We start from the raw sequence: 17,394 nt of genomic DNA, 5'->3' as shown, positions 1-17,394 counted from the left end.
TTATTAATTTGCCGCTTCGAACTCTTCCAGGAATCGAGTATCGTTTTCAGAGAACATACGCAAGTCTTTCACCTTGTATTTCAAGTTAGCAATACGTTCAACTCCCATACCGAATGCATAGCCGGTATATTCCTTGCTATCTATACCGTTAGCTTCAAGTACAGCAGGGTCTACCATACCACATCCCAGAATTTCTACCCATCCTGTATATTTACAGAACGGACAGCCTTCGCCGCCGCAGATGTCGCAGCTGATATCCATTTCGGCACTAGGTTCTGTAAATGGGAAATACGACGGACGTAGACGGATTTTAGTTTGAGGACCAAACATTTCCTGAGCAAACTGGAGCAATACTTGCTTCAAGTCGGTAAACGATACATTCTTGTCGATGTACAAACCTTCTACCTGGTGGAAGAAGCAGTGTGCGCGGTAGCTGATAGCCTCGTTACGGTATACACGTCCCGGACAGATGACGCGGATAGGAGGTTTGGAAGTTTCCATTACGCGGCTCTGTACAGACGAAGTGTGTGTACGGAGGATAATGTCCGGATGGCTTTCAATGAAGAATGTATCCTGCATATCGCGTGCCGGATGGTCTTCTGCAAAGTTCATGGAAGAGAATACATGCCAGTCGTCTTCCACTTCAGGTCCATCGGCAATAGTGAATCCCAGACGGTTGAAGATGCTGATGATTTCGTTACGTACAATACTCAGCGGATGACGTGTACCCAAATCTACAGGATAGGCTGTACGTGTAAGGTCGAGTTCTGCTGCACCGTTATCCTGGTTTTCGAAAACCTCTTTCAGTGCTGCAATGCGTTCCTGTGCACGGTTTTTCAGTTCGTTCAACTTCATACCTACTTCCTTCTTCTGTTCGGCAGGTACATTACGGAAATCGGCCATCAAGGCATTGATAGCTCCTTTTTTACTTAAGTATTTGATACGTAAAGCTTCCAACTCTTCAGCGTTGTTGGCTGTTACACCTTCTATTTCTTGAAGTAACTGCTCTATTTTTGCTAACATATTCTTTTTAAACTTTATTTTCGTAAGCGCAAAGGTAATTATTTAAACTGAAATTTTTTCTTTTCATTGGATAAAAAGAAAAACTCCTTCTTAAATTTGGTCGAATGAAAGAAAAAATAGGTACTTTTGTAGCCGATTTTTCAGAAAATAAGATGAAAAAAATAACTTTTGGATGCTGTTTGCTAGCACTTATGGCTTCTTGCGGAGGAGGTAAAAAGAATGTGGATTCCTTCGAGTCATTAACAAAAGAAATTGATTCGCTTCAACTGGGGACGGATCAGATAATGTATGCAGATACGGGGGTTGTAATAGAAGAACAGGTTCCGGTGACTGCTGATGAAAGTTTTGCCGATTTTTTCTACAATTTTGCGTCGGATGAAGAATTCCAGCGCTCACGTATTATTTTCCCAATTTCCTATTATAAAGGAAAAGAAGTAATACGATTTTCGAAACAAGATTGGAAATACGATGCATTGTTCAGTCGGCAGACCGCTTATACTGTTTTGTTCGATAATGAAGAAGAAATGGAAATGGAAAAGGATACCAGTGTACATAGTGTACAGGTAGACTGGATTTATTTGAACAAGAAAAAAGTAAAGCGATATTATTTTGAACGCGAAAATGACCGTTGGTTTCTGGAAGCCATGAACCTGGAGCTAATCGTAAGAGATGATAGCAAAGGAGAAGATTTCCTTTCTTTTTACGAACATTTTGCCAGCGATTCTGTGTTTCAGCGAGAGCGGCTGCATAAGCCCTTGCTGTTTGTGACTGCCGATCCTGAGGATGAGTTTCAGATTTTGGAAACGACTTTGGATGAGGGACAGTGGTTTGCTTTCCGTCCTCCTATGATGAAGGATAAACTGACCAATGTGCGTTACGGACAGAAAGAGACAATGGAGTCGGAAACTAAAATTGTAGAATTTAAAGGGTTCGGAAACGGTTTCAGCAATGTGCTGTATTTTGAGCGTCGTAACGGTATCTGGAAGTTGATGAAATTTGAAGACTTAAGCGATTAAAGACCCATGAAAGACTTATACAATTACTCTTTGCTTCCGCACAATACATTTGGTATGGATGTACAGGCTGCCCGTTTTGTAGAATATACATCGGTGGCCGAACTGATAGCTTTCCTGAGAGACAACAAAGAGGAGCTTTCATTTTTACTTCATATAGGTGGAGGCAGCAATCTTTTGTTCACTCAAGACTATAAGGGAGTAGTGCTGCATTCAGCCATAAAAGACTACTACATAGTAAAGGAAACTGAAACAGAAGTGGATATTTGTGTAGGAGCCGGAGTGGTATGGGATGATTTTGTGGCATATACCGTATCGAAGGGATGGTATGGCGCAGAGAATCTTTCGCATATTCCCGGTGAGGTAGGAGCATCTGCCGTGCAGAATATCGGTGCGTATGGAGTTGAGGCAAAAGACCTGATTGTAGAAGTCGATACAGTAGCAGTAGCCGATGGCAGTATCCGTCATTTTACAAACGAAGAATGCCGGTATGCCTATCGTGACAGCATTTTCAAGAAAGAGCTGAAAGGACAGTATATTGTGACACATGTCACTTATCGTCTGAGTAAACAGCCTGTATATCATTTGGAGTATGGAAACATACGTGCCGAGCTGGAAAAGGAACAAGGTGAATTAAGCCTTGAACAACTTCGCCGTGTGATTATCCGTATCCGTACAGCAAAACTGCCCGATCCTAAGGTGATGGGAAATGCAGGCAGTTTCTTTATGAATCCCGTCATTCCTGTTTCTCAGTTTGAGGAGTTGAAGCGGAGTTATTCCGATTTACCTTCTTACCCTGCTGCAGAAGGTTGGGTAAAAGTACCTGCCGGATGGCTCATAGACCGTTGTGGATGGAAAGGAAAGACGATGGGACGTGCCGGTGTACACAGCAAGCAGGCGTTGGTCCTGGTCAATTGCGGAGGAGCGACCGGATGCGAAGTAATCCGTCTCTCACAAGCCATTGTCGATTCGGTGAAAGAGAAATTTGGTATCGCCATCCATCCGGAAGTCAATTTTATTTAAAAACAGAATCAAGATGAAGATTACAATATTGGGCAGTGGAACCTCTACAGGAGTGCCTCAGGTAGGCTGTACGTGTGAAGTCTGTACCAGTACCGATCCACGGGACAATCGGTTGCGCTGTTCGGGGCTGGTAGAAACAAATGGAGTGCGTATTCTGATAGACTGTGGTCCCGACTTCCGTCAACAATGTCTTCGTCTGAAAGATTTTCAAGCCTTGCATGGAGTACTTATTTCTCATGAACACTACGATCATGTAGGGGGGCTTGATGATTTGCGTCCATTTTGCAATTATGGCGATGTGTCTGTATATGCAGAAGACTATGTTGTCGACCGCTTACAGGCTCGGATGCCTTATTGTTTTACAGAGAAATTGTATCCAGGTGTGCCTCGTATAGCCTTACAGCGTGTCTCTCCGGGAATTCCTTTTCGGGTTGAGGCTTCCGAAAGTGCTGTGGTAGAGGTGATACCTATCCGCGTGATGCACGGTAAACTTCCCATATTGGGCTATCGTATCGGGAAAATGGCCTGGATAACCGATATGCTTTCCATGCCCGAAGAGTCGTACCCGTTGTTGGAAAATTTGGATTGTTTGATTATCAATGCGCTGCGTATAGAAGAACATCCTACTCATCAGTCTTTGAAACAGGCACTTCAGCAGGTGGAAAGGATTGCACCCAAAGAAACCTATTTTATTCACATGAGCCATCATCTGGGGTTGCATCAGGCTGTAGAGGCAACCTTGCCTTCTCATGTGCATCTTACCTACGATAATCAGGTGATTTCTCTTTGATTTTAATTAGCTTTATAATCCCTTGTATAAGGTTGATTCCTTTTTTATAAGCCGTAATACGATATAATCGGCGTTGCCGTTTGTCGAGCCGACGGCGTTGGCTGTATAGCCGACATCGCCGTTTTTGTAATCGACGACGTCGGCTACAGTCTGTTTCAAGTCTCGGGCAATGTATTGTCCGTGTATTTATATGCCCGGTTTTATTTTCAGTGACTCTTTGCACAATCCGTTCAAACCACACTCGCTGCATTTGGGAGAACGGGCCGTACACACATAGCGTCCGTGCAGAATGAGCCAATGATGTGCTGTAGGAATCAGTGCTTCGGGGATGTGTTTTACCAGATGTTTTTCCGTAGCCAGCGGAGTTGTACAGGTCTTGGGAACAAGTCCGATGCGATGGCTTACACGAAACACATGCGTATCTACTGCCATGGTGGCCTTGTTGAATACCACACTCTGAATCACATTGGCTGTTTTCCGGCCCACTCCCGGCAGTTTGATGAGCTGTTCCAGTGTATCGGGCACCTCACTCTGAAAATCCTTCACAAGCATTTGTGCCATTCCCACCAGATGTTTGGCTTTGTTGTTGGGATAGCTCACGCTGCGTATATACTCGAATATAACCTCCGGTGTGCTGGCTGCCAGTGATTCGGGGGTAGGAAAATCGCGGAACAGGGGAGGGGTAATCATATTCACACGTTTGTCTGTACACTGTGCACTCAGTATTACTGCTATCAGCAGTTCAAACGGATTGCTGTAATGCAATTCGGTTTCTGCTACCGGCATAGTGGCTTGGAAATATTCTATGACTTTATTGTAAAGTTCTTGTTTTCTCATAAATTATCGGGCTTCATTTAGTAGTGATTTAGTACCATTTCTTATGCTTGAAGTAAAAATACACGGCTGTACCTACTGCCAGCATCAGTATCCAGGCAAATAAATATCCGTATTTCCATCCCAGTTCGGGCATCCACTGGAAATTCATTCCCCAGATTCCGGCCAGAAATGTCAGCGGAATGAAGATGGTCGATACAATCGTCAGCTGCTTCATGATACCATTCATACGCTGGTCGTTGTTAGACAGATAAAGGTCTACCATCGCGGAAAGTAAATCCCGGCATCCTTCCAGGGTTTGCAGTACGAATTGCAGATGGTCGTTTACGTCGTTGAAGAAAGGCCGGTTGGCTTTATGCAACAACTGGTTCTCTTCATGGAGCAACTTGCTCATTTGCTCTTTTAGAGGGAAAATACATTTTTTTATCAGGCGATAATTCTTACGGTATCGCTGTATTTCTTCTATTCCCGGTTGTGCGTCTGCGGCAGATGGAAATGGTGACAAAAACAACTCTTCCAAATCTTCCAGCTGGTCTTCCATTTCGGAGATGATGGACATAAAACTGGCCATGACACTGTTCAGAATAACACTCAAAAGGAAATCCGATTGGCGGTTGCGTATCTTTAATACATTCTTTTCCAGTGCCGTATGAATTTCGTTAAAAAAATCGGTTTCACTTTCTGTAAAAGTGAGGACAAAATCTTTTCCTTGTACAATGCAAAGTTGTTGGGGCACAAACTCCTTACTGTCGGCTGTCAGCAACTGTTTTAGGATAACCACATTATATGTATCATGTTCTTCTATCTTGGTCAGATGTTTTGAGTTCAAGATATCCTGTATTGTAAGAAAGTCGATACAGAAATGCCTGCAAATCTGATGTACCATTTCCGTATTTTGCAGTCCGTGTACCTGAATCCAGTTGATATGGTCTTCTTTGAGCGACGGAATAATCTTTTCCAGATTGTTCTCCTGAAAACTTTGCACTTCTTCTGCATTGTAGCTGCATAGGTGCAGGTGGGTAGGAGTATCACTTGCTCCTATATAGTTCAGCTTTTCGCTGAGCAGGTTGTTTTTTGTCATGGCCGGTAGGGATTTAGTCTATTCGTATAAGCGATACTTCTTTCTTATCGATGTACTTGTCGAATCGGAAACCGGGCATTCCCAGTGCAATACCGGCGTGAATTTTTCCTTCAATCCCCAGCAACTTCTGTACTTTATTTTGTCTGTCCATTCCGGCAGCACTGCATACGAATCCGGTGTAGAAGTGAGCCACTCCTTCTGCTTCAGCCATGAGAGAGGCATTCTGATACGCTAGATTACAATCCTGACATCCAAACCGGGCTTTCTTTTCTGTATAGAAGAAAATAGCAGCCGTAGCTCCTCTCAGAATACCGTCGTTTCCTTTTTCAAATTCGTCATTCAGTTGTCTGAAAACCGGTATATAGCGGTAGCCGGAAGGCATCATAGGTTTCAGTATCCATTTGACCAGCGGATTATCTACTATGTTTACAATAGACATAAAAGTACCAATAGTCAGTCGGCTGATGGCAGTCAGTACTTCGGGATTGGTTACCATCACCATTTTCACCTCCTGTGCGTTGGTTGCAGTAGGAGCACGATGGGCCGCTTCCACGATACGTTGCAACAACTCTTCGGGTATTCTTTCTTTAGAAAAAGCACGGTTGGAGCGTCTGGATTTGATAAGAAGTTCTACCTGATCGGCATTTGGAAGTTGGCTACGGTCAAAGCTATGTACCTTGTCTTCCGGAAACTCTGAATGACTGATGGAGTTGGTAGGGCAAACCGCTACACAATGTCCGCATGCGATACAACTGTCGGCACATACTTCAATCTGTTTTTCTGCATTGAGTGTGAACAGTGCAGAAGGGCAAATCCGTACACATTTCTTGCATCGGATGCAGGTCTCGTGGTTTATATGGATATTTGTCATTGCATTACGAATATAAAAGATTTCCAATTGATAATATAAGTGGTCACTCTGTAAAAGAGAGAAACTCTTTCTTGCAAAAATAGTATTTTTATTTGTATTTCGGAATATCTCTGTGAGGCTGACTTCTTGGAAAAAATACTTGAAAAGAGTTTCAATATTTTGTGATCCGGTCATCTTTTCGTATCTTTGCAGCCACAAAAAAAGAGAACATTTACATACGATGCCGTGAATAGCGGCCGTGTATTCTAGAACACCACGTAAAAAACAGGAGCGATGAAAAAAGAAAATCTCGTATCAGTACCTTTCATGGTCTTGGGTATTGTGTTTTGTGTCTGTCTGGTGGCAGCCAATTTGTTAGAGACCAAAGTTGTTCAGTTAGGTCCCATCTCTGTAACTGCGGGACTGATTGTTTTCCCTATTTCTTACATTATCAACGATTGCATAGCCGAGGTCTGGGGCTTTAGAAAGGCACGTCTTATTATCTGGATGGGCTTTCTGATGAATTTCATGGTGGTAGCCATGGGACAGATTGCCGTGGCTTTGCCTGCTGCTCCTTTTTGGGAAGGCGAAGAAGGCTTTAACTTCGTGTTCGGTATGGCTCCCCGTATTGCAGTAGCCAGTCTGACTGCATTTCTGGTAGGTTCGTTTATCAATGCTTATGTGATGAGCCGGATGAAGGTAGCTTCGCATGGCAAGAACTTTTCGGCGCGTGCCATTCTTTCGACAGTGGCTGGCGAGAGTGCCGATTCCATTATTTTCTTCCCGTTGGCATTCGGCGGGTTAATGCCAGTAAGTGAATTAGGAAAAATGATGTTGGTACAGGTTGTACTGAAAACATTGTACGAAGTGATTATCCTTCCAGTCACCATCCGTGTGGTAAACTATATCAAGCGGGTAGACGATAGTGATGTGTACGATGAGCACATTTCATACAATGTATTGAAAATTAAAGATATTTGAGACAAATGAACAACGAATCAGCTTTGGTAGTGTTTAGCGGAGGTCAAGACTCTACCACTTGCCTTTTCTGGGCAAAGAAGCATTTCAAGAAAGTATATGCCCTTAGTTTTCTGTATGGGCAAAAGCATGAAAAAGAAGTAGAACTGGCACGTGAAATTGCACGTAAGGCAGATGTGGAATTTGATGTGATGGATGTGTCTTTCATCGGACATCTGGGCAGAAACTCTCTGACGGATACCACTATCCGCATGGATGAAGAAAAGCCCGAAGGCTCTTTTCCCAATACCTTTGTGCCGGGACGCAATCTGTTTTTCCTGAGTATAGCAGCGGTATATGCCCGTGAACGGGGAATCAATCATATGGTTACAGGGGTATCGCAGACGGACTTCAGTGGGTATCCCGACTGCCGTGATGCTTTTATCAAGTCGCTTAACGTGACACTTAATCTGGCGATGGAAGAGCAGTTTGTCATTCATACGCCACTGATGTGGATTGATAAGGCACAAACTTGGGCATTAGCCGACGAATTGGGAGTACTCGACCTGATACGTCACGAAACGCTGACTTGTTACAACGGTATTCCGGGTGACGGATGCGGACACTGTCCGGCTTGTAAACTTCGCCGTGAGGGATTGGAAAAATATTTGTCAACTAAACAAAAGAATTGAAGATGGAAAGAAAAGATGAACTGACAATATTGGGTAAGACTACCGCTTACAAACAGGATTATGCTCCTGAAGTACTGGAGGCATTTGTCAACAAGCATCCGGAGAATGATTACTGGGTACGTTTCAACTGTCCGGAATTTACCAGCTTGTGTCCGATTACAGGGCAGCCGGATTTTGCCGAAATCCGTATCAGCTATCTGCCGGATATAAAGATGGTGGAAAGCAAAAGCTTGAAACTGTATCTCTTCAGTTTCCGTAATCATGGTGATTTTCATGAAGACTGTGTCAATATCATTATGAAAGACCTGATTAAACTGATGGATCCCAAGTATATTGAAGTGACTGGAATCTTTACGCCACGTGGAGGTATTTCCATTTATCCATATTGTAATTACGGTCGTCCGGGTACAAAGTACGAGGAGCTGGCAGAATACCGTATGCGTAACCACGATCTCTGATACAGGAAATATCCATAGATAAATAACTTCACTTTTTTTGTTCCGGGCAGTACGAAGAAGAAACATCGCATTTTTTGTGCATGTTTTCTCTTCTCTCCCGGAATAATTTTTATTTTATCACTACTTCTCCCTCTTTTCCTGCATATACTTCATATTGCAGCGTGAACTCTGCTGCCGTATAGAATTTTTTCCGATAGTCTGATTCTAACGAAAAGTCCTTTATGATGCGATAGCGTCCTGGTTTGAAGTGAAAACGCCCATAAGGCAAACGGTATTTCCAATTGGATATGATGTGTCCTGGAGGAAGTACAACAGCCAGATCTTCCGTTATCTTGGGATAAGAGATTTCTTTCCATTGATTGTCCTGAAAGATACTGATGGTATAATCGGTTTCGTTTCCACAAATCAAGGTCTGGTCACTGTGATTATGAATGGTGAGTAAGAGGTTTTCTTCAGACGGAATGGCTCTCATGTCTACATACAAATTGGTCAGTTCTGTACGGTCGGGGATGAGTTCGCACCGGTTCCAGTCAATTATAATACTTCGGGTGTGCGCTTCTATAGCTTTTTGTATAGAACACTGAGGTTGAGACAATGAATAAAAGGTCTTGCTTATGCTACACCGTCCAATAGGTTCGTAACCGATCTGCCGTTTAAAGTGAATCCATAGAGTGTCTTTCTCTCCGGCAGCAATAGTCACAGAGGAGGTATCGGCCTGATTTACTTTGACTGGTTTCCACTGGTTGTGTATATAGTGCATCAGTTGATAAGTCTTGTCGGTACGGACTGGTAGTACACCATTATTTTCTATTGTGAGATACGATACAGAATCGTATACCAGTTCGGCATGCAGGCGTATCTGCTCCGGTCTGATGCTGTCTGCAGTAGACATGGCCGGCTTCGTGCCAGTTGTGTCATCCTGTAATTCCTTTGATAGCAACAGGGAAAAGGTCTGTTTGCGGGGAGACTGTTTGCAGCTTGCAAACAGTATTCCCCATGCTGTAAGGATGAATAATGCGTATTTCATAAGCACAGAAATTGGATTTGTTCCTGAGACTTTATGTAAACTTATGAGTAATTACAGGCTTTTTTGAAATCTGAAGGTCAGAAATTAATGACCTTATCTATTTTCAGTATTCTGCTGCTTTCTCCATCTACCAGCTTATATTGTATCTGTCGGATCCCACCTGTCGGATTGGCATTACTGTCTCCTTCCTTATAGATGGGGAAACGCTGGCAAAATGTATTTTCCACAATGGCCATTTCATCATGTCCCATATATCCTTTGCTTACCTCATCGTTTTCCGAGATGTCTGGTAAATACACCTGACTTACAGATTTTCCATTATTTACAGAATATCCGATTAGTTTCCCGTAACTGCCGCTGCCATCCGAAGTAAGATAGACAAATAACTCCGGATAGCTGTCAATATTCAAATCACCTATTTCGGCATTGACAACTGTATATCCGGTAATATCATGATATAATGTTTCGTTGGAAACACTTAAACCGGAAGGTTGGATGATAAGGCTGTCTCCTTTTGTATTGACTTTAAAGGAAATATTACTTCCGGGGTATGTCAGTTCCGTATTGAAACTTATTTCCTGTTTTACAGAATCAATACCTTCTTTGACTGTTGTGTCGGAGGCACTACTTTTCTCATTCTTGCTGAAAGAGCAGGACATCAGTAAGGCACATAATACAAATGAACTTAGTTTCTTCATAATTTTCCTGATTTTATGATCAAACAATATTTTTATTCGATATCTGCTGTTATGTTATTACATATCTGCTGGATTTCATTAATAAGTCTTGAGACGTGAAACCCGTCGCAAACAGCATGATGTACCTGGATAGAAAGAGGTATAAGATATTTATCATCTTGTCGGAAATACTTTCCATAAGTAAAAATAGGCAATAAATAGCTTCCATCCGCAAAGATATTCAGATTGAAACCGGTAAATGTAGCCCATGGCAGTGAAGAGATGGGAAAGGTGTTGGCAGGTATGCCAGGCTTAGCATCTATATCGTAATTTGCGCCAAACATTTCGATATCCCGTTCATAGCTGGAAAGGAAAGCCATGAGATTGTCATTCCATTCTGTCCACAGATTGGAAAAGGTTTCATTTTCCTTATGGAACACTGTATAACATGGCAATAAGGTATCCCATACCCCCAGTTCCCCTTTGTCATTAATAGCGGTTCGGAATTCTTCGTGATTGTTTACTGCTTTTGTTAATGCATAAATCAGAAGAGGGTAGAGTTTGGTATGATGCTTGTTTTTGAATGTTATAACCTTGGAGATATCTATGTTTACGGTAATGCTATATGTACAGCGTATCTGATTGAAATAATGATCAAAATAGGGTTTTCTCTTCCAAGTGTCTTTCTCTATAAGTTTAAACATAAGAATTTTTCTTTTATAAATGTGGTGACTTTAGGATCATGAAAATGTTTTTCATGGTTTAGCATTTAGTTCAGCGTATTCAGCTTGTATTTCAGGGAAATCATGAAATATCCTTGCAGCTGTTTTTCGTATTTTTCGCTGAAAGCAGTTGCAGAGGCATATCGCTGGAAGTCTTTTTTCTGACTCAAAATATCGGCCCAGTAAAAAGAAAGTTCTGCGCGTTTTTCTTTCAAGAACTTATAAATCAGCTTCATGTTCCAAAGCAGCTCATTTTCGCTGTCTCCTTCTATACCTGTACCACTGCGTATGTTGTAAGCTGCATCGGTATCAAATTGTATGTGCCAGGGCAGATTGATAGAGATGTATGAGTTGACAGTATACATACGCGTATAAGTATTGCTTTGGTTCAACAGGTTTTTAGACTGTTGGAAATTCCAGTTGCCGGATAAATCAATGTTTCCCCATTTGGGAAGATAAGAAAAATGAATCTGGCTATGAATACCCGATGCATGGGTTACACTTTGTTTCATATCTCTGTTGCCTTCTTCATTGATTAAACTGGTGTGGCGATTGAAATTTCCTCCTCCGTTGACGAAAAATCGGAACGATTTAATCTTCTTGTCATAGCTGGCATTACCGCTTATGTTCCAGTTGCCGTTGATATTGACTGGAAAAGTTTCTCTGATTCCCGTTTCCGGATTGTAAAGAGTAGCCCGTGTGATACTGTTGAACTGCTGAGAAGCCATAAGTGAGACCATAATTCCTTTTTTGAAATTATTGAACATCACATTAAGCCCCTGCATATATAGCGGTCGGAGATTAGGATTGCTTTTTCTTATATATAGAGGCGAACTGTAATCAGTAGGTGCAAGCATATCTGACAATGAAGGTTGTCGTGTACCTCCGCTATAGTTTATGACAAAATAATTGTCTTCTTTCCGGTAGGTCAGATTGATTGAAGGTCTCCATTCTACCGACCATGCCATTGTATCTATTTGGCTTTGCCCGTTTTCCTGTTTTAGGGTGCGTCGTTGTGGGTACATTTGTAAAGAAGCCCGTATCCCCCAGGCTTTTCCCTGATATTGGAACTGCATGGCCAGCAGATGCTTCAGTTTTTTACTCTCGCTTTGGTTACTCAGACTATCTACAAACAGTTTTTTATAGTCTGGTGGTAACGGTTGCCCTTGTATATAGTCTTTTAAAGGCGAAAAATCATAAGTGTTTTGCTCTCCGTTTTCTTTTTCCAGTCCTATGCCATAGGAAAACTGGAGTCGGATTTTAGGACTGAATACGTGTGTATAAGCCAGTTTTATTTCCTGCTCATGGGTAGTGTGAGGAGATTCCTGATACTGGTTGCTCCGATAGACAGAGTCGTTTCCGTAGATATCGGTTACCCGGAAATAAGTTGTTTGTGCCTGTGTATACAAATAAGAATGGTTCCGGTTTTGAGACGACTGGACTGAAAGACTCAGATTGTTTCCTTTTTCATTGAGCTTGCGGGTAATACTCCCTCTCAGGAAGTAAGATAGATTTCGGTTTTCTGATTGATTATCTTGTCTGTTTTCGTTGATACGACTCTCCTTTTTTATCTTTTCTATATGGTTAAATGGATGTACCAGATCTACTTGGGGATTTTCTGTAAATGTGGCATTTCTTCCCATACTTTCACTGCGGTTTTTCCCATAGTTGAGGTTTCCGCTTAGGGTAACAGTTGTCTTTTCATTGATATTCCATCTTACATCGGCTCCTCCCTGAATATTATGGTTACGGCTTCTGCTTTGAGAAGACGCTATGCCGTACTGTGTGCTGTTTGTAAGATATTGTTCGCTATACGAAGACGATTCACCTCCATCCCGTCCATTCGAATAGTTGATATTGCCGGAAACCTGTAAATCTTTGCTGAAGCTCTTGCTGATATTGCCACCGATATTGTTTGATATATTTCCTTTGTAAGGAGTATTATGAAAGCGGTTGGTTGAATTTCCTATCAGACTGAGATTGTCTCCTTTGTCTGTAAACCGGAAGAGCTGTCCGTTAATATCTTTTTTCCTGTGAGTTCCATATCCCACCTCGGCAGTAGCCATGAGTGTATTGTTCAGTGCTTTCTTAGTCTTTAAGTCGAGCACATAATTCTTGTTATTCGATTTAATGCCTGTTGCCTTTTCTTCTTCGGAAGCTTTATCATAAACCTTCAGTTGCGAGATAAAAGAAGCCGGCAGGTTTTCAAGTGCCACCCGATTGTTTCCTTTAAAAAACTCTTTTCCGTTGACCGTTATTTCGTTGATACTATATCCGTTGTAGCTCAGTTTCTTTTCCTTGGCATCGTAACTCAGTCCCGGTATCCGTTTCACCAATGCCTCCAGATAAGCACCTTCGGGAGTAGGGAAGGCGTCAGCATTGAATACGGTAGTATCTCCTTTTTGCTCCGACGGTTGTAGGGGAGCCGTAACTACGACTTCTTTCAGATGAATGCTGGCATTCTTCATTTTAATAGTACCTACATTATATGTATCCTTGTTGCCTGGCAGTGTATAGAATTTCGATTCACAGCCCATATACGAGGCTTTCAGTAAATAAGTTTGTTGAGGCTTTCGGGTAAAATACAGCTGAAACTTCCCTTGTTCGTTGGTTACTCCACCTTTAATGAATGTTGAATCCGGTAAGAGAAGCACTGATATACTGGCATAAGGCAATGGATTATGACTCTCTTCTCCTCCCGATAAAATGACTTGTCCGGTGAGGGTTTGTTTCTGAGCCCATGAGGTATATGACATGAATAGAGCCAGAAGAAGGGTAATAATCCATTTTAATCTTTCCATACGTTGTTTCTACATTCGCAAATGTACTAAAAGATTTGAAGACATAAATGTAAATATTGTCTTATCTTTTGATAAAGTTGGCAGAGCAGGCAGCCAAAATGGCAGTCTTTGTCTGATAAAATCTTTTATTTCGTTTTGGCACGCCATTTGTTTAAAGATAGGCGTGACGCTTCGGTGCACAAAGCAATTAACTAAATGTTGAATAAAAATAAAAATAGATACAATTATGGGAAAGATTATTGGTATAGACTTAGGAACAACAAACTCATGTGTAGCCGTATTCGAAGGTAACGAACCTGTAGTAATCGCTAACAGCGAAGGTAAACGTACAACTCCTTCTGTAGTAGGTTTCGTAGACGGTGGTGAACGTAAGATTGGTGACCCTGCAAAACGTCAGGCTATCACAAACCCGACTCGTACAGTTTACTCAATCAAACGTTTCATGGGTGAAACTTACGATCAGGTAGCGAAAGAAGTTTCTCGTGTACCTTATTCAGTAGTGAAAGGTGATAACAATACTCCGCGTGTAGATATCGACGGACGTTTGTATACCCCACAGGAAATCTCTGCAATGATTCTGCAGAAGATGAAAAAAACTGCTGAAGACTATTTGGGTCAGGAAGTAACAGAAGCTGTAATTACCGTTCCGGCTTATTTCTCAGACTCTCAGCGTCAGGCTACAAAAGAAGCTGGTCAGATTGCAGGTCTGGAAGTAAAACGTATTGTAAACGAACCGACTGCAGCTGCATTGGCTTACGGTGTAGACAAGTCTAACAAAGATATGAAGGTAGCTGTATTCGACCTTGGTGGTGGTACATTCGATATCTCTATCCTTGAATTTGGTGGTGGTGTATTCGAAGTATTGTCTACTAACGGTGATACTCACCTGGGTGGTGATGACTTCGACCAGGTAATCATCGACTGGTTGGTACAGGAATTCAAGAACGATGAAGGTGCAGATCTGACAACAGATCCGATGGCTATGCAGCGTTTGAAAGAAGCTGCTGAAAAAGCTAAGATCGAATTGTCTTCTTCAACTTCTACAGAAATCAACTTGCCGTACATCATGCCGGTAGCTGGTGTGCCTAAGCACTTGGTTAAGACTTTGACTCGTGCTAAATTCGAAGCTTTGGCTCACAACTTGATTCAGGCTTGTCTTGAACCTTGTAAGAAAGCTATGAGTGATGCAGGTTTGAACAATGCAGATATCGATGAAGTAATCTTGGTAGGTGGTTCATCACGTATCCCGGCTGTTCAGAAGTTGGTTGAAGATTTCTTCGGAAAAGTACCTTCTAAGGGTGTAAATCCGGACGAAGTGGTAGCTGTAGGTGCTGCTGTTCAGGGTGCCGTTTTGACAGACGAAATCAAGGGTGTAGTTCTTTTGGACGTAACTCCGCTGTCAATGGGTATCGAAACAATGGGTGGTGTGATGACAAAATTGATTGATGCCAACACTACTATTCCTTGCAAGAAGAGCGAAGTGTTCTCTACTGCTGCTGATAACCAGACAGAAGTTACTATCCATGTATTGCAGGGTGAACGTCCGATGGCAGCACAGAACAAATCTATCGGTCAGTTTAATTTGACAGGTATTGCTCCGGCTCGTCGTGGTGTTCCTCAGATTGAAGTAACATTCGATATCGATGCAAACGGTATCTTGAAAGTATCTGCAAAAGATAAGGCTACAGGTAAGGAACAGGCTATCCGTATCGAAGCTTCATCTGGTTTGAGCAAAGACGAAATCGAACGTATGAAGGCAGAAGCTGAAGCAAATGCAGAAGCTGATAAGAAAGAAAAAGAACGTATCGATAAATTGAACCAGGCAGACAGTTTGATTTTCTCTACAGAAAATCAGTTGAAAGATCTTGGCGACAAGTTGCCGGCTGATAAGAAAGCTCCAATTGAAGCTGCTCTTCAGAAACTGAAAGATGCTCACAAAGCTCAGGATTTGGCTGGTATCGACGCTGCAAGCGCAGAATTGCAGAGCGCATTCCAGGCTGCAAGTGCTGAAATGTATGCTCAGACAGGTGCACAGGGCGGTGCTCAGGCTGGTCCTAACGCAGGTCAGGCAAACAACGGTGCTCAGAATGATAAGAGTGATGTTCAAGATGCTGACTTTGAGGAAGTCAAGTAAGAATAGAACTAATAAGTTAATTGAAATGAGGTATAATTTTCATGGTTATGCCTCATTTTTTTTATTTATAAAATTATGAGCAAGGAATTTCAAAGAAAATCAAAAGAGGATAAACCAGTAGTGGCAATATGTTATGACTTTGATAAAACTTTGTCACCTGATGATATGCAAGCTCAAGGATATATCCAGTCGGTAGGGTATGAAGTCAAGTCTTTTTGGCAAGAGTCTAATGGGTTAGCCGAAGAAAATGACATGGATCAAAATTTGGCTTACATGTTTACAATGCTTCGGACTGCACATGGAAGATTTGTATTTAATAGAAAAGCTCTAAGGGATTATGGTGCGCAAGTACAGTTATTTCCTGGCGTTGAAACTTGGTTTAAGCGTATAAAAGAGTACGGGAAAGGTAAAGGAGTGATTGTTGAGCATTACATCATTTCATCAGGTCTGAAAGAAATGATAGAAGGGACAAAAGTTGCAAAGGATTTTGAAAAAATTTATGCCAGTTCGTTTTATTATGATAAACAAGGGGTTGCTCAATGGCCTGCACAAGTTATAAATTACACCAGTAAGACACAATTTCTTTTTAGAATAGAAAAAGGAACATTGGATGTAAATGATTCTGCTGTTAATGATTATTTTGAGCCTGAAGATATTCGTATTCCTTTTAGAAACATGATTTATATAGGTGACAGTGATACTGATATACCATGTATGAAACTTATTAATGCTAATTCTGGTCATTCAATAGGGGTTTTTAATCCGGAAACTAAGGATAAGAGAAAAGTATATAAGATGATGGAGGACAAGAGAATTAAATATTTTGCTCCAGCAGATTATACAGAAGACTCAGAATTGGATCGATTAGTAAAAGCAATTATTGATCAAACTGCTTCAAATGAAAAGCTTATGTCTTTACATTATCAAAATAAAAAAGAACAGGCAAATCAGAATGTAAATATGGTGAGTTTGGAGAATAAAGAAAAAGAGAAACTTATTATGGATTTGGAAAATAGCAATAGTTTTAAACAAACTCATTCTATAATTTTAAAACTTAAAAAAATAAAGAACTGGAGTTCAGAAGAAAAGAAGCAATTAAAGCTTATTGCAGAAAAGAATAAGCAGATTTCTTGTATAATGAAGGATAGCGATGTTTCGGAGTTTTATGATTCAATATCTTGAAATAAAATTTTGAACAGAGTCAAATAAACTCCGTATAACTATAAGCTATACGGAGCCTCTTAGCGCTTCTACCACTTTTATATCAGCAGGAAGCCATTGTACGGTGTGGAGTTGCTCTTTCAGCAGCCAC

Annotated in this window: 16 protein-coding genes; 8 read left to right on the top strand and 8 right to left on the bottom strand. The window is 41.5% G+C overall.

Annotation, left to right across the window (positions count from 1 at the left end; genetic code table 11):
* Positions 1–3 precede the first annotated feature (3 nt).
* Positions 4–1,023 carry a phenylalanine--tRNA ligase subunit alpha gene (gene pheS, locus WKU26_RS05540; RefSeq protein ID WP_269878866.1) on the bottom strand — a complete coding sequence of 340 codons (1,020 nt, stop codon included), beginning with the start codon at positions 1,021–1,023 and terminating at the stop codon, positions 4–6.
* A gap of 152 nt (positions 1,024–1,175) precedes the next feature.
* Here pheS and WKU26_RS05535 point away from each other — a divergent pair, with 152 nt between their 5' ends.
* Genes WKU26_RS05535 through WKU26_RS05525 form a run of 3 tightly spaced genes read left to right on the top strand, consistent with a single transcriptional unit; the run spans position 1,176 to position 3,849 of the window.
* Positions 1,176–2,039 carry a DUF4348 domain-containing protein gene (locus tag WKU26_RS05535; RefSeq protein ID WP_340321267.1) on the top strand — a complete coding sequence of 288 codons (864 nt, stop codon included), beginning with the start codon at positions 1,176–1,178 and terminating at the stop codon, positions 2,037–2,039.
* A 6-nt stretch (positions 2,040–2,045) separates the two neighbouring features.
* Entirely contained in the window at positions 2,046–3,059 is a 1,014-nt protein-coding gene (gene murB / locus WKU26_RS05530) for a UDP-N-acetylmuramate dehydrogenase (protein WP_340321202.1), read from the top strand.
* A gap of 13 nt (positions 3,060–3,072) precedes the next feature.
* Complete coding sequence (locus tag WKU26_RS05525; RefSeq protein ID WP_340321201.1) at positions 3,073–3,849, top strand: MBL fold metallo-hydrolase; 777 nt, start codon at positions 3,073–3,075, stop codon at positions 3,847–3,849.
* Between the two features lie 186 nt (positions 3,850–4,035).
* Here WKU26_RS05525 and nth read toward each other — a convergent pair whose 3' ends face one another.
* Genes nth through WKU26_RS05510 form a run of 3 tightly spaced genes read right to left on the bottom strand, consistent with a single transcriptional unit; the run spans position 4,036 to position 6,635 of the window.
* The gene (gene nth / locus WKU26_RS05520; RefSeq protein WP_178266805.1) at positions 4,036–4,686 is read right to left on the bottom strand and encodes an endonuclease III; all 651 of its coding nucleotides are present in this window, start codon (positions 4,684–4,686) and stop codon (positions 4,036–4,038) included.
* 28 nt (positions 4,687–4,714) lie between these two features.
* On the bottom strand, positions 4,715–5,764 hold the full coding sequence (gene corA, locus WKU26_RS05515) for a magnesium/cobalt transporter CorA (RefSeq protein ID WP_269878862.1): 1,050 nt from the start codon (positions 5,762–5,764) through the stop codon (positions 4,715–4,717).
* Between the two features lie 13 nt (positions 5,765–5,777).
* Entirely contained in the window at positions 5,778–6,635 is an 858-nt protein-coding gene (locus WKU26_RS05510; protein ID WP_340321200.1) for a nitroreductase family protein, read from the bottom strand.
* Between the two features lie 273 nt (positions 6,636–6,908).
* Here WKU26_RS05510 and WKU26_RS05505 point away from each other — a divergent pair, with 273 nt between their 5' ends.
* Genes WKU26_RS05505 through queF form a run of 3 tightly spaced genes read left to right on the top strand, consistent with a single transcriptional unit; the run spans position 6,909 to position 8,721 of the window.
* On the top strand, positions 6,909–7,595 hold the full coding sequence (locus WKU26_RS05505) for a queuosine precursor transporter (RefSeq protein WP_178266808.1): 687 nt from the start codon (positions 6,909–6,911) through the stop codon (positions 7,593–7,595).
* A gap of 5 nt (positions 7,596–7,600) precedes the next feature.
* Positions 7,601–8,263 (top strand): 7-cyano-7-deazaguanine synthase QueC, encoded by a 663-nt coding sequence (queC, locus tag WKU26_RS05500; RefSeq protein WP_178266809.1) that lies wholly within the window; start codon positions 7,601–7,603, stop codon positions 8,261–8,263.
* 2 nt (positions 8,264–8,265) lie between these two features.
* Positions 8,266–8,721, top strand: coding sequence for a preQ(1) synthase (gene queF, locus WKU26_RS05495; RefSeq protein ID WP_178266810.1), 456 nt, complete (start codon positions 8,266–8,268; stop codon positions 8,719–8,721).
* A 109-nt stretch (positions 8,722–8,830) separates the two neighbouring features.
* Here queF and WKU26_RS05490 read toward each other — a convergent pair whose 3' ends face one another.
* The 4 genes from WKU26_RS05490 to WKU26_RS05475 form a co-directional block, all read right to left on the bottom strand.
* Complete coding sequence (locus WKU26_RS05490; protein ID WP_340321199.1) at positions 8,831–9,748, bottom strand: immunoglobulin-like domain-containing protein; 918 nt, start codon at positions 9,746–9,748, stop codon at positions 8,831–8,833.
* A 77-nt stretch (positions 9,749–9,825) separates the two neighbouring features.
* The gene (locus tag WKU26_RS05485) at positions 9,826–10,446 is read right to left on the bottom strand and encodes a PliI family lysozyme inhibitor of I-type lysozyme (protein ID WP_340321198.1); all 621 of its coding nucleotides are present in this window, start codon (positions 10,444–10,446) and stop codon (positions 9,826–9,828) included.
* A gap of 32 nt (positions 10,447–10,478) precedes the next feature.
* Complete coding sequence (catA, locus tag WKU26_RS05480) at positions 10,479–11,129, bottom strand: type A chloramphenicol O-acetyltransferase (RefSeq protein ID WP_269878855.1); 651 nt, start codon at positions 11,127–11,129, stop codon at positions 10,479–10,481.
* Positions 11,130–11,194: 65 nt separating this feature from the next.
* A complete protein-coding gene (locus WKU26_RS05475) occupies positions 11,195–13,948 on the bottom strand; it encodes an outer membrane beta-barrel protein (protein ID WP_340321197.1) in 2,754 nt (917 codons plus the stop codon).
* Between the two features lie 226 nt (positions 13,949–14,174).
* On the opposite strand from WKU26_RS05475, the gene dnaK reads away from it, so the two are divergent.
* Entirely contained in the window at positions 14,175–16,082 is a 1,908-nt protein-coding gene (dnaK, locus tag WKU26_RS05470) for a molecular chaperone DnaK (protein ID WP_340321196.1), read from the top strand.
* A 75-nt stretch (positions 16,083–16,157) separates the two neighbouring features.
* Positions 16,158–17,264 carry an HAD family hydrolase gene (locus WKU26_RS05465; protein ID WP_340321195.1) on the top strand — a complete coding sequence of 369 codons (1,107 nt, stop codon included), beginning with the start codon at positions 16,158–16,160 and terminating at the stop codon, positions 17,262–17,264.
* The last annotated feature ends 130 nt before the right edge of the window (positions 17,265–17,394 follow it).

The organism is Phocaeicola sp. HCN-40430, from assembly GCF_037890285.1.
In the GTDB taxonomy this organism is placed as follows: domain Bacteria; phylum Bacteroidota; class Bacteroidia; order Bacteroidales; family Bacteroidaceae; genus Phocaeicola; species Phocaeicola acetigenes.
The sequence above is the reverse complement of the archived record's forward strand: the minus strand, read 5'-3'. Positions and strand labels throughout refer to the sequence as shown.